The following is a 15,049-nucleotide window of genomic DNA, read 5'->3' on the forward strand; positions in this document are numbered from 1 at the left end:
GTTGAGGGTGGTGGCTCAGGCCTTGATGGCGCCGGTGAGAACGCCCTTGACGAAGTACTTCTGGAGGAAGGGGTAGACCGCGATGATCGGCAGGACCGCCAGGATGAGCACGGCCATCGACAGGGCGGTGCTGGCGGGCAGCACGCTCACGCCGAGCGCCTTCGCGTTGAAGGTGTCGCCCTGGAGGACGTAGCTGCGCAGCACCACCTGGAGCGGCAGCTTGTCCGGGTCGTTGATGTAGAGCATCGCGTTGAAGAAGCTGTTCCAGTACGTCACCGCGTAGAACATGCCGACCACGGCGATGACGGCCTTCGACAGGGGGAGCACGATCCGGCACAGGATGGTGAGTTCACCGGCGCCGTCGAGGCGGGCCGCCTCGTGCAGCTCGTCGGGGATGCCCTGGAAGAACGCCCGGACCACGATGATGTTGAACGCGTTGAGCAGGATCGGCGCGATCATCGCCCCGTAGGTGTCGAGCAGTCCCAGCTCCTGCACCACCAGGTAGTTGGGGATGATGCCCGGCGTGAACAGGAACGTGCCGACGACGATCAGGAGCAGCGGCTTGCCCGCGAAGGTCCGCGGCCGGGAGAGGCCGTAGGCGAGCGCGATCGTGCAGAGCAGGCTGAGCGCCGTACCGATGACCGTGACGCCGATGCTCACGACGGCGGCGCGGGTGATGACGCCGCCGGACAGGACCACCCGGTACGCCTCGAGCGTGGGGTGCGACGGGAACAGCACGTAGCCGCCGTTCGCGGCGAGTTCGGCCTTGGAGGAGAGGCTGGTGCCGATGGCGAGCAGGAACGGGTAGCCGACCGCCACGATCATCGCGACGATGACGATGAACTTCAGCGTCTGGGCCGCCGGGTTGGGCTGTTCCATCCAGGCGGGGCGCTCGGCGGAGCCGCGGCGCTTCCTGCTGCCGGTGCGGCCCTTTCGGCTCTCCCGGCTCTCCTGGCTCTCGGGCCGCAGGGTGGTGGATATGGGCGCGGTGCTCACTGGTAGACCCCCTGCTCGCCGAGGCGGTGCGCGAACTTGTTGGCGAGGACGATCATGACGAAGCCGATGACGCCCTTCATCAGGCCGGCGGCGGTGGACATGCCCCAGTCGCCGTCGACGACGCCGTGGAAGTAGACGTAGGTGTCGAGGACTTCGGAGGCGTCCCGGCCGACGTTGTCGCGCTGGAGGAGGATCTGCTCGAAGCCGACCGACAGGATGTCGCCGAGACGCAGGATGAGCAGCATGATCATCACGGGCCTGATGCCGGGCAGCGTGATGTGCCACATGCGGCGCAGCCAGCCCGCTCCGTCCATCGCCGCCGACTCGTAGAGCGAGGTGTCGATGGAGGCCATCGCGGCGAGGAAGATGATCGCTCCCCAGCCGGCGTCCTTCCAGACGCTCTGGGAGGTGATCAGGTAGATGAACGTGTCGGGGTTGTTCATGATGTTGCCGACGTGCACGCCGTGGTCGTTCAGATAGCTGGTGACCGTGCCCGCGCCGCCGAAGACCTGCTGGAACATGCCGACGACGACGACCCACGACAGGAAGTGCGGCAGGTAGACGACCGTCTGCATGAGGCGGCGGGTCTTGTTGCTGATCAGCGAGTTCAGGAAGAGTGCGAGGGCGATCGGCGCGGGGAAGTAGAGGATCAGCTGGACGGCGCTGATCTTCAGCGTGTTCCAGACGGCCGTCCAGAACTCCGGCTGTTCGAGCAGGGCCTTGAAGTTGTCCCAGCCGACCAGCGGGCTTCCCTTGAAGCCGAGGTAGGGCTGGTAGTCCTGGAAGGCGATGCTGTTGCCCGCGAGCGGGAGGTAGAAGAACACCGCGAAGTAGAGGATGCCCGGCACGCACAGCAGGAGCAGGGTGCGGTCCTGCCTCAGACGCTCGCGCAGGCTCCGCCGGTCGGCGGGCTCGCGCCCCTTCCTGTCCGGCGTCCCCTTCGTGCCGGACGCCTTCTTCCTGCCCGACGTTCCGGGTGCCTCGTGCGGTAGGTCGGGCGGGTTTTGCGATGTGGGCGTGGGCGATGCGGACGCAGCGGCCGACACATTCACCTCCTGCGTCGAGTGGCGAGCGAGGGTTGGTTTCACAGGGCCCTCGCGGGGGCTGCGGCCCGGCTCGCGAGGTACCGGAATCTTGCGTCAGCCTGGCGACGGATGACAAGACTTGATTGGTAACTATTTAGATCTTGCAGCTTCACGCAAGAAACGCGCAGGCAACGCACACGGTCACCTCAGTCGCACGCACCGGCCCCGACCTGGGCGAAGCTGTCCTTCTGCGTTCGGACCAACGACCGCCGGCGTTTGGACTTTGGTGGAAATTGCTGCGTAGGGCCCGCCCCCCAGGGCCCTGGAAGCGTCGCCGAGGACTTCCCGCGCGTCCTCTCCTATGGCGACCTCTCCTATGGCGACCGGACGAGCGGGGCCCTGCTGCTCGGCAGTACGAGCCCGGCCACCGAGGTCACGCTCAACGACAAGGCTTACGCAGTGGGCCTCAAGACGGCACCGAAGGTCACCACCCACCGGGCCGCGTACACGCCGGTGCCGAGACCGCGTTCGCCGGGCTCGACACCGACTTCGCCTGACGGCGTCGGACAGCGCGTACAAACCGGACGCCGACATCTCAGGAGTCCGAGGCCACCGGAAGCGAGCGCCGGCGTGCCCTCCGGGCGCCCCGCGACCACGGCGTGCCGTGCGCGGTCCAGGACGTCGGCGCGATGTTCCCGATCGCGTTCTCGGCGGACGGCGCCCCGACCCGCCACTACCGCGATCTTTCGCTGCCGGTCTGGACGGCTACGAGCGCTTCCGCCACGAGCTGCCGGTGCGCGGCATCCACGTCGACGCGTACGGCCTCGCCTGCTGGTTCGTCTCCGCCGCACTCAAGGAGGGCCACATCCGGCGCACCTGTTAGGCCGTGAACGAGGCGTTCACGGCACTGCGACGGCCCTGCGCGCCCCCTCTTGCCCCACGCCGCCCGATGGCGCAAGATGTGCCCGTCGCGCGCGATCATGCTCTAATTCACGCGCTTTCAATCACCTTCGCGCACGATGTTGCGCAGTGCAGCCCGACGCACTCCCTTCACGCATCCACCTCCATCACAGGCAGGGTTTTCGATGACTGGACGCTTCACCCGTTCCCTCAAGCGGCGGTCCGTGCCGCTCCTCGCGGCGCTCGGCCTCGCCGCCGGAGCCGGCCTGGCCTCCGCCCCCGCGGCGAGCGCGGACGACGCCATCGGCACGACCCCGGGGACGTACACCTACTACTCGTTCCCGTCGGCGGCCGACGGGCTCAGCGAGGTCACCTGGTCCACGACGGTCGAGAAGGACCCCGGCTACAACGCGAACACCTTCTGGAGCCACCAGTTCGGCTTCAACGTCGGCAACGGCGCCTACATCGGGATGCAGCGCAACGGCGGCGACAAGCCGACGTTCCTGTTCTCGGTGTGGGACAGCTTCGAGCGCAAGCCCGGCTCGGAAGGCAGTTACTGCCTCCAGTTCGGCGGCGAGGGCGAGGGCTCCAGCTGTCGCATGAACCACGACTGGGAGGAGGGGCACACCTACACCTCCACGGTCGCCTACGAGGGCGACGGTTGGTTCGGCGCCACCATCCACGACAAGACCACGGGCGAGTCGTTCAAGCTCGGCAGCGTGCAGACGCCGGCCACCGCCATCAAGTCCACGGGCCTGATCGACTGGGTCGAGTACTTCGAGTGGAACGACCCGCGGGCCACCTGTTACGACCAGCCGTACTCGGACGCCCACTTCGGCCTGCCCACCGGCACCGCCGTCGGCGCCGGTGCGGCCGTCAGCTCGGTGACCAAGACGAAGAGCAACCCGCCGTGCGCCGCCGCCGTGGACGCGCGTCCCGACGGAAGCACCAACCAGCGTCTGGCGCTGGGCAATTCGAAGCGCGCCGAGATCTCCGCGCCCGGCGACAAGTGCCTCGCCCCGAGCGGCGCCGCCGAGGACGGCGCGAAGCTCACGCTCGCCGCGTGCAAGGACAACGGTCCCGGCGCCTTCGAGCAGTCCTGGGTCCTCGCGGCCGACGGCACCGTCCGGCTGCCGTCGAACTACTGCCTGACCGCGAGCGACAAGAAGAGCGTGCGCATCTCCGACTGCGCGGGCGACATCGCCACCGGCGGCAAGGTCACCGACCCGGCCAAGCTGTGGACGTACAACCCGGGCAAGAAGACCCTGGTGAACCAGGCGACCGGGCGCTCCCTCGCCCGCGCGGGCTCCGGCGTGAAGCTCGCGCCGGCCGGACCGGACACGCAGGGCTGGCACGCGCCGGTGCCGGTCGGCGCCCCGTAGGGAGCCCCGACCAGGATCAGGGCGCCCCGCCGATCGTCACCGGTGGGACGAACTCCCGTTCCACGCACCGATGTTGGGCGCCGCTCCCGGCACCACCGGGTTGCCCGCGAAGTCGCGGGTGCCCGCGTCGGCGAGCGGCGCCCCCGCGCCGAGTGCGGGCGATCCGGCACGCAGGGCGTAGGCGGCCCCGGCATCGCCGTAGCCCGTGGCCTCGCCCGGACGGGCCAGCAGCGGGTCGGCGGCGGTGCCGCCGGGGTCGGCGGGCGTCGCCCCGACCCCGTACAGGATGTTGTGGGACGCGGTGACGCCGCCGGAGCGCAGCGTGAAGGCCGCCGTGCCGGCACCTTCCTTCACCACGATGTTGTCGTCGAAGGCGATCTCGTGCCGGCTCGTGGTGTTCTCGTTGACGACGGTCTGGCTGACGCCGTCACCGACGTAGATCGTGTTGTGCAGGAAGCGGACCCCGGAGAACGAGCCGCGGCAGGTCTCGATGCCCCTGAAGTGGTCGTTCTGGCTGATGTTGAAGCGGATCACGGCGTCGCCGAGGGTTCCGTCGGCGCTGCAGACGAGGAAGAAGCCGCCCGCGTTGTCGTGGCTGTAGTTGTACTGGAAGACGGTCCCGAAGGAGCCCTCGTCGACGTCGTACGCCATGCCGTCGCGGGTCGTCTCGCCGCCGGACGTCTCGTTGTACTGGAAGACGGTGCCGTCCGCGTTCCACGGCCACATGCCCGCGTTGTATCCGGCGGAGCGCCGCTGGAAGCCGTGCAGGGTGTTGTGCTCGACCAGGGCGTTCTCGGTGGCGGTCATGACGATGCCGTCGCCGCCGAGGTCGTCGAGGGTGTTGCCGCGCACGACGACGCCGGTGGACGGGACCCAGTGCGGGCCGTTCGGGTCGTAGCCGCTGATGGCGGGCCGCTGGTTCCAGCTGGAGGCGAAGAAGATGCCCTCGCGGTCGACTGTCCTGAGGGTGTTGTTCTCGACGCGTACGTCGTCGTAGTGCGTCTCCTTCGCCGACCCGGTGACGGAGAAGAGGATGCCCGCGGAGCCGTCGTTGTCCTTGGTGTCGTCGCCGCGGATGTCGTGGATGTCGAGGCCGGTGAGGCGGTAGTGCCTGCCGGTGCCGTAGTCGCTGAGGACGACGCGCACGCCGCGGCGCTTGGTGCCCGGGTTCGCCGCGTTGGTGATCTCCAGGTCGGAGACCTCGATCCACTGCGTGTCGCGGAGGAGGACGGTGTCGGGGGCGCCCGCGCCGTCGATCACCGGCTTCGCCCCGCTGCCGTACGGGGCGATGCGGACGGGGCTGCCGGGGGCGCCCGCGCCGTTCGGGGTGAGAGTGCCCGTGCAGCGGGTGCCGCGCTTGAGGAGCACCTGGTCGCCGGGGCCGAGGCGCTGGGCGTTGACGGCGGCGAGCGTGCGCCACGGCGCCGCCCGCGTGCCCTTCTGCGGGCCGGTTCCGCTCCGGCAGTCGACGTAGTGGGTGCGCGACGCGAAGGGGGAGGCGGCCGTGGCGGCGGGGGCGGCCGCGAGGGCCGTGACGCCCGCGGTCGCGGCGGCGCAGAAGGCGACGAGCGCGGTGCTGACGCGGCTGCGTCTCATGACGTACCTCCGCGAGTGGCTGCGGATGCCGGAGGGGATGGAGCCCCCCGGCGGGACGGCTCAGAGCGTGCCGCCCCGTCCGGGCGCGACTCCATGGACTTACGGAGGTGGTTCCTGGACATCCGCCGGCGCCCTGCGTCTTTCCTTTCGCGTGCGCGCGGGGCGGCGCCCGGCCGCCCCGCGCCGGCTCACACCCCAGGGATGCCGCGGGCCTGGAACGCCTTGCGCACGGCGTCCGCCGCGCTCTTGCCGTACATCTTCTGCGCAGTTGCGACCGTCGTCAGGGCCGCGTCCTTGAAGCTGGTGTCGGGCGCGAAGCCGAACTGCGCGTCGACGATGACGCGGTCCGCTGTCCGCGCGCCGAGCGCACCCCTGATGTCGAAGAGCGCCTGGGACCAGATCTCACCGTCCGCGTGCACCTCTCCCACCTTGTCTGCGTACGTCTTGCCGGTGTCGAGGCGGCGCAGGCAGTGCGGCGCGGTGGCCGTGTACGAGACGGAGTCCCAGTCCGCAAGACAGGCGAGGTCGGTCTTGTGCGGCCAGCCGTACTTAGCGTCCGCATAGGCGCCGACGGACGCCGCGAGGTAGTCGCCCCACGCCTCACCGATGGCCCCGGCCTCCTCAGAGGTGCCGAACCCGGGGACCTGCGCGTTGTGCACGGCGTGCCCGTACTCGTGGACGATGACCTCGGCGTCCTCCGCGTCGTCGACGCCGCCCTTGCCGAAGCGGATCTCGGCCTTCTTGTCGGTGAAGAAAGAGTTGTCGGCGCCCCACTGGTCGATGCGGACCGGCTGCGCGCGGTCGTTGGCGCCGGGCAGTTCGCTGCCGAAGCCGAGGCTCTGCAGGTACTCCTGTGCCTCGTTGACCCAGAAGTAGGCCATGACCTGCTCGAACTGGTCGTCCTGACGGTCGTACGTGCCGGCGTCGGCGACCGAGGCGGCGCCGCCGGTGTTCGATCTCACGGTGACCCACTTGCCCGAGAGGCCGCCGCTCGCGTCGAGGTTCCTCAGCGCGGCAAGGGTGTAGGCGGAGGCGGGCACCGCGGTCGGGGAGTCCTTGGTGTCGGTGAGGGTCTGGTCGCCGGACGACTGGACGGGGTTGACCATGAAGATCCGGCCCTGTGGGCCGACGGCGGCCTGCGGAGCGGTCGTGGCGGAGGCCGGGGCGGCGAGGGTCGCGAGGGCCACGGTGGTGATGGCCGTGGCGAGGAGGCCGCGGGGTGTGCGGCGAGTTGTCCTGCGGGGCATGAACATCCTCCAGGTGCGTCGTGCGCGGGGGGCGGCGTGGCGCGGGCGGATCTTCCCGTATCGCGGACCGCTTTGGCCAGGGTGCGGAGCCCGTGATTGCCTGACGCGTATGAGCAACATCGCTGTGACCACCTGGTCCCTGGAGCAGACCGCTCCCTCCGACCTCCGGCCGGCCGCCGCACCCCAGGGCGGCGACCTCCGCATCGTCCGCGCCGAGGTGCCCTCGCCTGAGTTCAGCCGCTTCCTGTACGCCTCCGTCGGGGGTGACATCCTCTGGACGGACCGCCTGAGCTGGACGTACGCGCGCTGGCAGGAAGTCCTGGCGCGTCCGGGCACCGAGACATGGGTGGCGTACGAGAAGGGGACCCCGGCCGGTTACGTCGAGCTGGAGGCGCAGGACGACGGCGTCGTCGAGGTCGTCTACTTCGGCCTGATCCCCGCCTTCAGGGGCCGCCGCATAGGCGGTCACCTCCTCTCTTACGGAGTGGCCCGCGCCTGGGACCTGGCCGAGCGGTGGCCGGACCGCACGCCGACGAAGCGGGTCTGGCTGCACACGTGCAGCAAGGACGGTGAGCACGCGATGGCCAACTACGAGCGGCGCGGGTTCCGCCTCTTCGACACGAAGGTCGAGGAGGAGCCCGAGGTGGCGACGCCGGGGCCGTGGCCCGGGGCGTAGCCGGGGGCGTAAGAGCAGGGACGAGGACATGAGGGGCGCCGCGGGACACCGCGGCGCCCCTTCCCGTACGCTCCCCTTCTCTCCGGTCCATTCCCGCCCCCTTCAGTGACGCGCGACACACCCGTCCGCGATGCGAGACAGTCTTGTCCACCTTCTGGACAGTGGTGGACTGGGCCGAAAGTCCCATGACACGCTTCCGTCATGGATCGAGCTGGAATTGCCTTGGTGAGTCGGCGGCACGTCGATCTCTGCCGCATGTCCAGCGCCATGTGTCCGGTGAGCTGACTCCACCAGCACCGCCGCACTTTCTCCCCGTACAGCACCCTGCGCACCGCCGCGCCCTCGCGCGAAGTGTGCTGGTCAAAGCTGTCAGAGCCGCCGCCCGCCTGAAGGACGTACACCCATGGCTGCCATCCCTGAAAAGCCCACGACCGCCGCGCCGCGCCGCAAGGTGAGCCGTCACCGCGGCGAGGGCCAGTGGGCCGTGGGTCACTTCACGCCGCTCAACGGCAACGAGCAGTTCAAGAAGGACGACGACGGTCTCAATGTGCGGACACGCATTGAGACGATCTACTCGAAGCGCGGCTTCGACTCCATCGACCCCAACGACCTCAGGGGCCGCATGCGCTGGTGGGGGCTCTACACCCAGCGCAAGCCCGGGATCGACGGCGGCAAGACCGCGATCCTGGAGCCGGAGGAGCTGGACGACGAGTACTTCATGCTCCGCGTCCGTATCGACGGCGGCCGGCTGACCACCGAGCAGCTGCGCGTCATCGGCGAGATCTCGCAGGAGTTCGCCCGCGGGACCGCCGACATCACCGACCGGCAGAACGTCCAGTACCACTGGATCCGCATCGAGGACGTGCCGGAGATCTGGCGGCGCCTCGAAGCGGTCGGACTCTCCACCACCGAGGCCTGCGGTGACACGCCCCGCGTCATCCTCGGCTCGCCCGTCGCCGGGGTCGCCGCCGACGAGATCATCGACGGCACGCCCGCCATCGACGAGATCCAGCGGCGCTTCATCGGCAACCCGGAGTTCTCGAACCTGCCGCGCAAGTTCAAGACCGCGATCTCCGGCTCCCCGCAGCTCGACGTGGCGCACGAGATCAACGACATCGCGTTCGTCGGCGTGAACCACCCCGAGCACGGCCCCGGCTTCGACCTCTGGGTCGGCGGCGGCCTGTCCACCAACCCCAAGCTGGGCCAGCGCCTCGGCGCCTGGGTGCCGCTCGACGAGGTGCCGGACGTGTACGGCGGCGTCATCGGCATCTTCCGCGACTACGGCTACCGCCGCCTGCGCACCCGCGCCCGCCTGAAGTTCCTGCTCGCCGACTGGGGCACCGAGAAGTTCCGGCAGGTCCTGGAGGACGAGTACCTCCAGCGGAAGCTCGTCGACGGCCCCGCGCCCGAGCAGCCCGCCGGCACCTGGCGCGACCACCTCGGCGTGCACCCCCAGAACGACGGCCTCTTCTACGTCGGATTCGCGCCCCGCGTCGGCCGCGTGGACGGCACGACCCTCACCAAGATCGCCGAGATCGCGGGCGCCCACGGCTCCGGCCGGCTGCGCACCACCGCCGAGCAGAAGATGATCGTGCTCGACGTGGCCGAGGACCAGGTCGAGTCGCTGGTGGCCGAGCTGGAGGCGCTGGACCTGAAGGTCAACGCGTCCCCCTTCCGGCGCGGCACCATGGCCTGCACCGGCATCGAGTTCTGCAAGCTCGCGATCGTCGAGACGAAGGCGCGCGGCGCCTCGCTGATCGACGAACTGGAGCGCCGCGTCCCGGAGTTCGACGAGCCCCTCACCATCAACATCAACGGCTGCCCCAACGCCTGCGCCCGTATCCAGGTCGCGGACATCGGTCTCAAGGGCCAGCTGATGCTCGATCAGGACGGCAACCAGGTCGAGGGCTACCAGGTGCACCTGGGCGGCGCGCTGGGCCTCGAGGCCGGGTTCGGCCGCAAGGTCCGCGGCCTGAAGGTCACCGCGGCCGAGCTCCCCGACTACGTCGAGCGGGTCCTCAAGCGCTTCCAGGCGGAGCGCGAGGACGGCGAGCGCTTCGCCACGTGGACGGCGCGCGCGTCCGAGGAGGCCTTGTCGTGAGCGAGCGAGCCGCCCCGTTCCACTGCCCCTACTGCGGTGACGAGGACCTGCGTCCGAACGAGACCGGGCACGGCGCGTGGGAATGCGCGGCGTGCAATCGGGCCTTCCAGTTGAAGTTCCTGGGGTTGCTGACCCGGGGAGTTCAGCGCAACGACGGTGGAGGGGAAGACATATGACGACCACTCAGGCCACTGAGGTCGCCGACCGGACCGAGCCCGACCTGCGGGAACTCGCGGAGCGGGCCGGGCGCGACCTGGAGGACGCGTCCGCCCTGGAGATCCTCACGTGGGCTGTCGACACCTTCGGCAAGCGCTTCTGCGTGACCTCCTCCATGGAGGACGCGGTCGTCGCCCACCTCGCCTCGCGCGCCAGGCCCGGCGTGGACGTCGTCTTCCTCGACACCGGCTACCACTTCGAGGAGACCATCGGCACCCGGGACGCCGTCGAGGCCGTGATGGACGTGAACGTCATCACGCTCACGCCCCGGCAGACCGTCGCCGAGCAGGACGCCGAGTTCGGGCCGAAGCTGCACGACCGCGACCCCGACCTGTGCTGCGCCATGCGCAAGGTCAAGCCCCTTGAGGACGGCCTGAGTTCGTACACGGCGTGGGCCACGGGACTGCGCCGCGACGAGTCCCCGACGCGGGCGAACACCCCGGTCGTCGGCTGGGACGAGAAGCGCCGCAAGGTGAAGGTCTCGCCGATCGCCCGCTGGACGCAGGACGACGTCGAGGCGTACGTCGCCGAGCACGGTGTGCTGACCAACCCCCTGCTCATGGACGGCTACGGGTCTGTGGGCTGCGCCCCCTGCACCCGGCGCCTGCTCGAGGGCGAGGACGCGCGGGCCGGCCGCTGGGCGGGACGCAACAAGACCGAGTGCGGGATCCACGGCTGATGCCCGGAACCACAGAGACTTTGGAGAAGCAAGTGACCGGAGCCACCGTCTGGCTCACGGGTCTGCCGAGCGCGGGCAAGACCACCATCGCCAACGAGCTCGCCGAGCAGTTGCGCACCGACGGCCGCCGCGTCGAGGTACTCGACGGCGACGAGATCCGCGAGTTCCTCTCGGCGGGCCTCGGCTTCAGCCGCGCGGACCGCGACACGAACGTGCAGCGCATCGGCTTCCTCGCCGAACTCCTCGCCCGCAACGGCGTGTTGACGCTCGTCCCGGTGATCGCACCGTTCGCGGACAGCCGCGAGGCCGTACGCAAGCGCCACCAGGTCGGCGGCACCGGCTACCTGGAGGTGCACGTGGCCACGCCCGTCGAGGTCTGCTCCGTGCGCGACGTGAAGGGCCTGTACGCGAAGCAGGCGGCGGGCGAGATCTCCGGGCTGACCGGGGTCGACGACCCGTACGAGGCGCCCGAATCGCCCGACCTGCGCATCGAGTCGCACACCCAGACCGTGCAGGAGTCCGCGGCGGCGCTCTACGCGCTGCTCACCGAGAGGGGTCTCTCATGACGACCGTCGCACCCACCACAGGCGAAGAGACCGACAGCCCGTACGCGCTCTCGCACCTGGACGCCCTCGAGTCCGAGGCCGTGCACATCTTCCGTGAGGTCGCGGGCGAGTTCGAGCGGCCGGTGATCCTCTTCTCCGGCGGCAAGGACTCCATCGTGATGCTGCACCTGGCGCTCAAGGCGTTCGCGCCGGCGCCGGTGCCGTTCACGCTGCTGCACGTCGACACCGGGCACAACTTCCCCGAGGTCCTCGAGTACCGCGACCGCGCCGTCGCCGAGCACGGGCTGCGGCTGCACGTCGCGTCCGTACAGGAGTACATCGACCGGGGCGCCCTGAAGGAGCGTCCCGACGGGGTGCGCAACCCGCTCCAGACGGTGCCGCTGACGGAGAAGATCCAGGCGGAGCGCTTCGACGCCGTCTTCGGCGGCGGGCGCCGCGACGAGGAGAAGGCCCGCGCCAAGGAGCGCGTGTTCTCCCTGCGCGACGAGTTCTCCCAGTGGGACCCGCGCCGCCAGCGCCCCGAGCTGTGGCAGCTGTACAACGGCCGCCACGCCCCCGGCGAGCACGTGCGCGTCTTCCCGCTGTCCAACTGGACCGAGCTCGACGTGTGGCAGTACATCGCCCGCGAGAGCATCGAACTGCCGGAGATCTACTTCGCGCACGAGCGGGACGTCTTCAAGCGCTCGGGCATGTGGCTGACCGCCGGTGAGTGGGGCGGCCCCAAGGAGGGCGAGAGCGTCGAGAAGCGCCTCGTCCGCTACCGCACGGTCGGCGACATGTCGTGCACCGGCGCCGTCGACTCCGACGCGACGACGCTGGACGCCGTGATCACCGAGATCGCCGCCTCCCGGCTCACCGAGCGGGGCGCGACCCGCGCCGACGACAAGATGTCCGAGGCCGCGATGGAAGACCGCAAGCGCGAGGGGTATTTCTAAATGAGCACCACCACAGAGCAGTTGGCCGACCTGTCGGCCACCACCCTGCTGCGGTTCGCCACCGCCGGTTCCGTCGACGACGGCAAGTCCACCCTCGTGGGCCGCCTGCTGCACGACTCCAAGTCGGTCCTCACGGACCAGCTGGAGGCCGTCGAGCACGCGTCCCGCAGCCGCGGTCAGGAGGCGCCCGACCTGGCGCTGCTCACCGACGGCCTGCGTGCCGAGCGCGAGCAGGGCATCACCATCGACGTCGCCTACCGCTACTTCGCCACGCCCCGGCGCCGGTTCATCCTGGCCGACACCCCGGGCCATGTGCAGTACACCCGGAACATGGTGACCGGCGCGTCCACCGCCGACCTCGCCGTCGTCCTCGTCGACGCCCGCAACGGCGTCATCGAGCAGACCCGCCGGCACGCCGCCGTCGCCGCGCTCCTGCGCGTCCCGCACGTGGTGCTCGCGGTGAACAAGATGGACCTCGTCGACTACGCGGAGCCCGTCTTCGCGAAGATCGCCGAGGAGTTCACGGCGTACGCGTCCGACCTGGGCGTTCCCGAGATCACCGCGATCCCGATCTCCGCGCTCGCCGGTGACAACGTCGTGGAGCCGTCCGCGAACATGGACTGGTACGGCGGCCCGACCGTCCTTGAGCACCTGGAGACGGTCCCGGTCAGCCACGACCTGACGAGCTGCCACGCCCGGCTGCCCGTCCAGGTCGTCATCCGCCCGCAGACCGCCGAGCACCCCGACTACCGCGGTTACGCGGGCCAGATCGCGGCCGGCACGTTCCGCGTCGGCGAGTCCGTCACGGTGCTGCCGTCCGGCCGCACGTCGAAGGTCTCCGGGATCGACCTGCTGGGCAAGTCGGTCGACGTGGCGTGGACGCCGCAGTCGGTGACCCTCCTCCTGGAGGACGACATCGACATCTCGCGCGGCGACCTGATCGTGCCGAGCGGCGACGCGCCCGCCACCTCGCAGGACGTCGAGGCGACCGTCTGCCACGTGGCCGACCAGCCTCTCGCCGTCGGCCAGCGCGTGCTGCTCAAGCACACGACGCGCACGGTCAAGGCGATCGTCAAGGAGATCCCCTCGCGGCTCACCCTGGACGACCTGTCCCAGCACCCCGAGCCGGGGCAGCTGGTCGCCAACGACATCGGCCGTGTCAAGGTCCGCACCGCCGAGCCGATCGCGCTCGACGACTACGCCGACTCGCGCCGCACCGGGTCGTTCCTCCTCATCGACCCGGCCGACGGGACGACGCTCGCCGCCGGCATGGCGGGCGAGGCGTTCGCCGGCAAGCCGCAGGCGGTCCACGCGGAAGAGACCGCGCAGGCCACAGACGACGACGGCTGGGACTTCTAGTCATGACCTCCATCGACATCTATGCGACGTTCGCGAAAGAGGGCGGCCGCGTCGGCAGCGGCACCCTCGGCGCGGGCCAGGGCGGGGTCGGGCGATGTGCGTGCTGACGTACGCGCACTGCCTGCGCGCCCACACCCCCCGCGACCTGTTCGTACGAAGACGAAACCCTGCCGACCTCCCGGCCACGCCCTGAGAGCGTGACCGCCGGGCCAACGAGAGGACCACCTCCCGTGCCTGCCAACTCCGCCTCCTGGCGCCGCGGCCTCGCCGCCGTCGCCGCCCTGCCGCTCCTCGCGCTCGCCGCGACGGCCTGCGGCTACGGCTCCGATGCCAAGGACGACACGTCCGGCAAGACGAACGTCGCTGCCAACGGCAAGAAGCTCTCCGCCGACACCGTGAAGATCGGTTACTTCGGCAACCTGACGCACGGCACCGCCCTCGTGGGCAACCAGAAGGGCTTCTTCCAGAAGGAGCTCAAGGGCACGCAGGCCAAGTACCAGACCTTCAACGCGGGCCCGTCCGAGATCGAGGCGCTCAACGGCGGCTCCATCGACATCGGCTGGATCGGCCCCTCGCCGTCGATCAACGGCTTCACGAAGTCCCAGGGCAAGAGCCTGCGCATCATCGGCGGTTCGGCGTCCGGCGGTGTGAAGCTCGTGGTGAACCCGAAGAAGATCAAGTCCCTGGACGACGTCAAGGGCAAGAAGATCGCCACCCCGCAGCTCGGCAACACGCAGGACGTCGCGTTCCTCAACTGGATCGCCGAGAAGGGCTGGAAGGTCGACGCCAACAGCGGCAAGGGCGACGTCTCCGTGGTCCGCACGGACAACAAGATCACCCCGGACGCCTACAAGTCCGGCTCCATCGACGGCGCCTGGGTGCCGGAGCCGACCGCGTCCAAGCTCGTGGCCGAGGGCGGCAAGGTCCTCCTCGACGAGTCCGACCTGTGGCCCGACAAGAAGTTCGTGATCACGAACATCATCGTGTCGCAGAAGTTCCTCAAGGAGCACCCGGACGTCGTCGAGGCCGTGCTGCGCGGCTCGGTGAAGACGAACGCGTGGATCAACGCCAACCCGGACGAGGCGAAGGCCGCGGCCAACAAGCAGCTGGCGGCCGACTCCGGCAAGGCGCTGCCCGCGGACGTGCTCGACCCGGCGTGGAAGTCGATCCAGTTCACCGACGACCCGCTGGCCTCGACCCTCGACACCGAGGCGGCGCACGCGGTGAAGGCGGGCCTGCTGGAGAAGCCCGACCTCAAGGGCATCTACGACCTCGCACCGCTGAACAAGGTCCTCAAGGCCGAGGGCAAGGGCGCGCTGGCCGACGCCGGCCTCGGCGTCAAGTAACCGCGTCAGGCAATCCCGTAATCGC

General features: G+C 69.8%; 15 protein-coding genes. 11 read left to right on the plus strand and 4 right to left on the minus strand.

Annotated elements, in window-relative coordinates; genetic code table 11:
- Nucleotides 1–15: 15 nt before the first annotated feature.
- Nucleotides 16–879, minus strand: a complete 864-nt coding sequence (locus tag OG758_RS15205; protein ID WP_266569114.1) for a carbohydrate ABC transporter permease — start codon at nt 877–879, stop codon at nt 16–18.
- 113 nt (nt 880–992) lie between these two features.
- Complete coding sequence (locus OG758_RS15210) at nt 993–2,042, minus strand: ABC transporter permease (protein ID WP_326710501.1); 1,050 nt, start codon at nt 2,040–2,042, stop codon at nt 993–995.
- A 643-nt stretch (nt 2,043–2,685) separates the two neighbouring features.
- Here OG758_RS15210 and OG758_RS15215 point away from each other — a divergent pair.
- The gene (locus tag OG758_RS15215; protein WP_326710502.1) at nt 2,686–2,904 is read left to right on the plus strand and encodes a hypothetical protein; all 219 of its coding nucleotides are present in this window, start codon (nt 2,686–2,688) and stop codon (nt 2,902–2,904) included.
- Nucleotides 2,905–3,106: 202 nt separating this feature from the next.
- Entirely contained in the window at nt 3,107–4,303 is a 1,197-nt protein-coding gene (locus OG758_RS15220) for a DUF3472 domain-containing protein (RefSeq protein WP_326710503.1), read from the plus strand.
- A 36-nt stretch (nt 4,304–4,339) separates the two neighbouring features.
- On the opposite strand, the gene OG758_RS15225 is transcribed toward OG758_RS15220, so the two are convergent.
- On the minus strand, nt 4,340–5,899 hold the full coding sequence (locus tag OG758_RS15225; protein ID WP_326710504.1) for a right-handed parallel beta-helix repeat-containing protein: 1,560 nt from the start codon (nt 5,897–5,899) through the stop codon (nt 4,340–4,342).
- Between the two features lie 188 nt (nt 5,900–6,087).
- On the minus strand, nt 6,088–7,146 hold the full coding sequence (locus OG758_RS15230) for a M4 family metallopeptidase (RefSeq protein WP_326710505.1): 1,059 nt from the start codon (nt 7,144–7,146) through the stop codon (nt 6,088–6,090).
- Nucleotides 7,147–7,255: 109 nt separating this feature from the next.
- Here OG758_RS15230 and OG758_RS15235 point away from each other — a divergent pair, with 109 nt between their 5' ends.
- From OG758_RS15235 to OG758_RS15275, 9 genes are all read left to right on the plus strand, one after another.
- Nucleotides 7,256–7,822 (plus strand): GNAT family N-acetyltransferase, encoded by a 567-nt coding sequence (locus OG758_RS15235; RefSeq protein ID WP_326710506.1) that lies wholly within the window; start codon nt 7,256–7,258, stop codon nt 7,820–7,822.
- Nucleotides 7,823–8,023: 201 nt separating this feature from the next.
- On the plus strand, nt 8,024–8,107 hold the full coding sequence (locus tag OG758_RS15240; RefSeq protein WP_323136396.1) for a putative leader peptide: 84 nt from the start codon (nt 8,024–8,026) through the stop codon (nt 8,105–8,107).
- Between the two features lie 118 nt (nt 8,108–8,225).
- Nucleotides 8,226–9,923: a nitrite/sulfite reductase gene (locus OG758_RS15245; RefSeq protein ID WP_326710507.1), complete on the plus strand. Its 1,698-nt coding sequence runs from the start codon at nt 8,226–8,228 to the stop codon at nt 9,921–9,923.
- Complete coding sequence (locus OG758_RS15250) at nt 9,920–10,099, plus strand: hypothetical protein (protein WP_326710508.1); 180 nt, start codon at nt 9,920–9,922, stop codon at nt 10,097–10,099. The genes OG758_RS15245 and OG758_RS15250 overlap by 4 nt, the downstream gene beginning before the upstream one ends.
- Entirely contained in the window at nt 10,096–10,818 is a 723-nt protein-coding gene (locus tag OG758_RS15255; protein WP_326710509.1) for a phosphoadenylyl-sulfate reductase, read from the plus strand. The genes OG758_RS15250 and OG758_RS15255 overlap by 4 nt, the downstream gene beginning before the upstream one ends.
- The gene (gene cysC / locus OG758_RS15260; RefSeq protein WP_326710510.1) at nt 10,818–11,384 is read left to right on the plus strand and encodes an adenylyl-sulfate kinase; all 567 of its coding nucleotides are present in this window, start codon (nt 10,818–10,820) and stop codon (nt 11,382–11,384) included. Before OG758_RS15255 ends, cysC begins: the two co-directional genes overlap by 1 nt.
- Nucleotides 11,381–12,319 (plus strand): sulfate adenylyltransferase subunit CysD, encoded by a 939-nt coding sequence (cysD, locus tag OG758_RS15265; protein WP_326710511.1) that lies wholly within the window; start codon nt 11,381–11,383, stop codon nt 12,317–12,319. Before cysC ends, cysD begins: the two co-directional genes overlap by 4 nt.
- Nucleotides 12,320–13,678 carry a sulfate adenylyltransferase subunit 1 gene (locus OG758_RS15270; protein ID WP_326710512.1) on the plus strand — a complete coding sequence of 453 codons (1,359 nt, stop codon included), beginning with the start codon at nt 12,320–12,322 and terminating at the stop codon, nt 13,676–13,678.
- Between the two features lie 230 nt (nt 13,679–13,908).
- A complete protein-coding gene (locus tag OG758_RS15275) occupies nt 13,909–15,024 on the plus strand; it encodes an aliphatic sulfonate ABC transporter substrate-binding protein (RefSeq protein WP_326710513.1) in 1,116 nt (371 codons plus the stop codon).
- Nucleotides 15,025–15,049 lie beyond the last annotated feature (25 nt).

The organism is Streptomyces sp. NBC_01474, from assembly GCF_035918215.1.
Lineage (GTDB): Bacteria > Actinomycetota > Actinomycetes > Streptomycetales > Streptomycetaceae > Streptomyces > Streptomyces aureus.

Excerpts from the sequence above, each read along its gene's own strand:
- OG758_RS15270 (WP_326710512.1), top strand. The coding sequence starts at position 12,320 with ATGAGCACCACCACAGAGCAGTTGGCCGACCTGTCGGCCACCACCCTG.
- OG758_RS15220 (WP_326710503.1), top strand. The coding sequence starts at position 3,107 with ATGACTGGACGCTTCACCCGTTCCCTCAAGCGGCGGTCCGTGCCGCTC.
- OG758_RS15230 (WP_326710505.1), bottom strand. The coding sequence starts at position 7,146 with ATGCCCCGCAGGACAACTCGCCGCACACCCCGCGGCCTCCTCGCCACG.
- OG758_RS15205 (WP_266569114.1), bottom strand. The coding sequence starts at position 879 with ATGGAACAGCCCAACCCGGCGGCCCAGACGCTGAAGTTCATCGTCATC.
- OG758_RS15255 (WP_326710509.1), top strand. The coding sequence starts at position 10,096 with ATGACGACCACTCAGGCCACTGAGGTCGCCGACCGGACCGAGCCCGAC.
- cysC (WP_326710510.1), top strand. The coding sequence starts at position 10,818 with ATGCCCGGAACCACAGAGACTTTGGAGAAGCAAGTGACCGGAGCCACC.
- OG758_RS15245 (WP_326710507.1), top strand. The coding sequence starts at position 8,226 with ATGGCTGCCATCCCTGAAAAGCCCACGACCGCCGCGCCGCGCCGCAAG.
- OG758_RS15225 (WP_326710504.1), bottom strand. The coding sequence starts at position 5,899 with ATGAGACGCAGCCGCGTCAGCACCGCGCTCGTCGCCTTCTGCGCCGCC.
- OG758_RS15235 (WP_326710506.1), top strand. The coding sequence starts at position 7,256 with ATGAGCAACATCGCTGTGACCACCTGGTCCCTGGAGCAGACCGCTCCC.
- cysD (WP_326710511.1), top strand. The coding sequence starts at position 11,381 with ATGACGACCGTCGCACCCACCACAGGCGAAGAGACCGACAGCCCGTAC.
- OG758_RS15240 (WP_323136396.1), top strand. The coding sequence starts at position 8,024 with ATGGATCGAGCTGGAATTGCCTTGGTGAGTCGGCGGCACGTCGATCTC.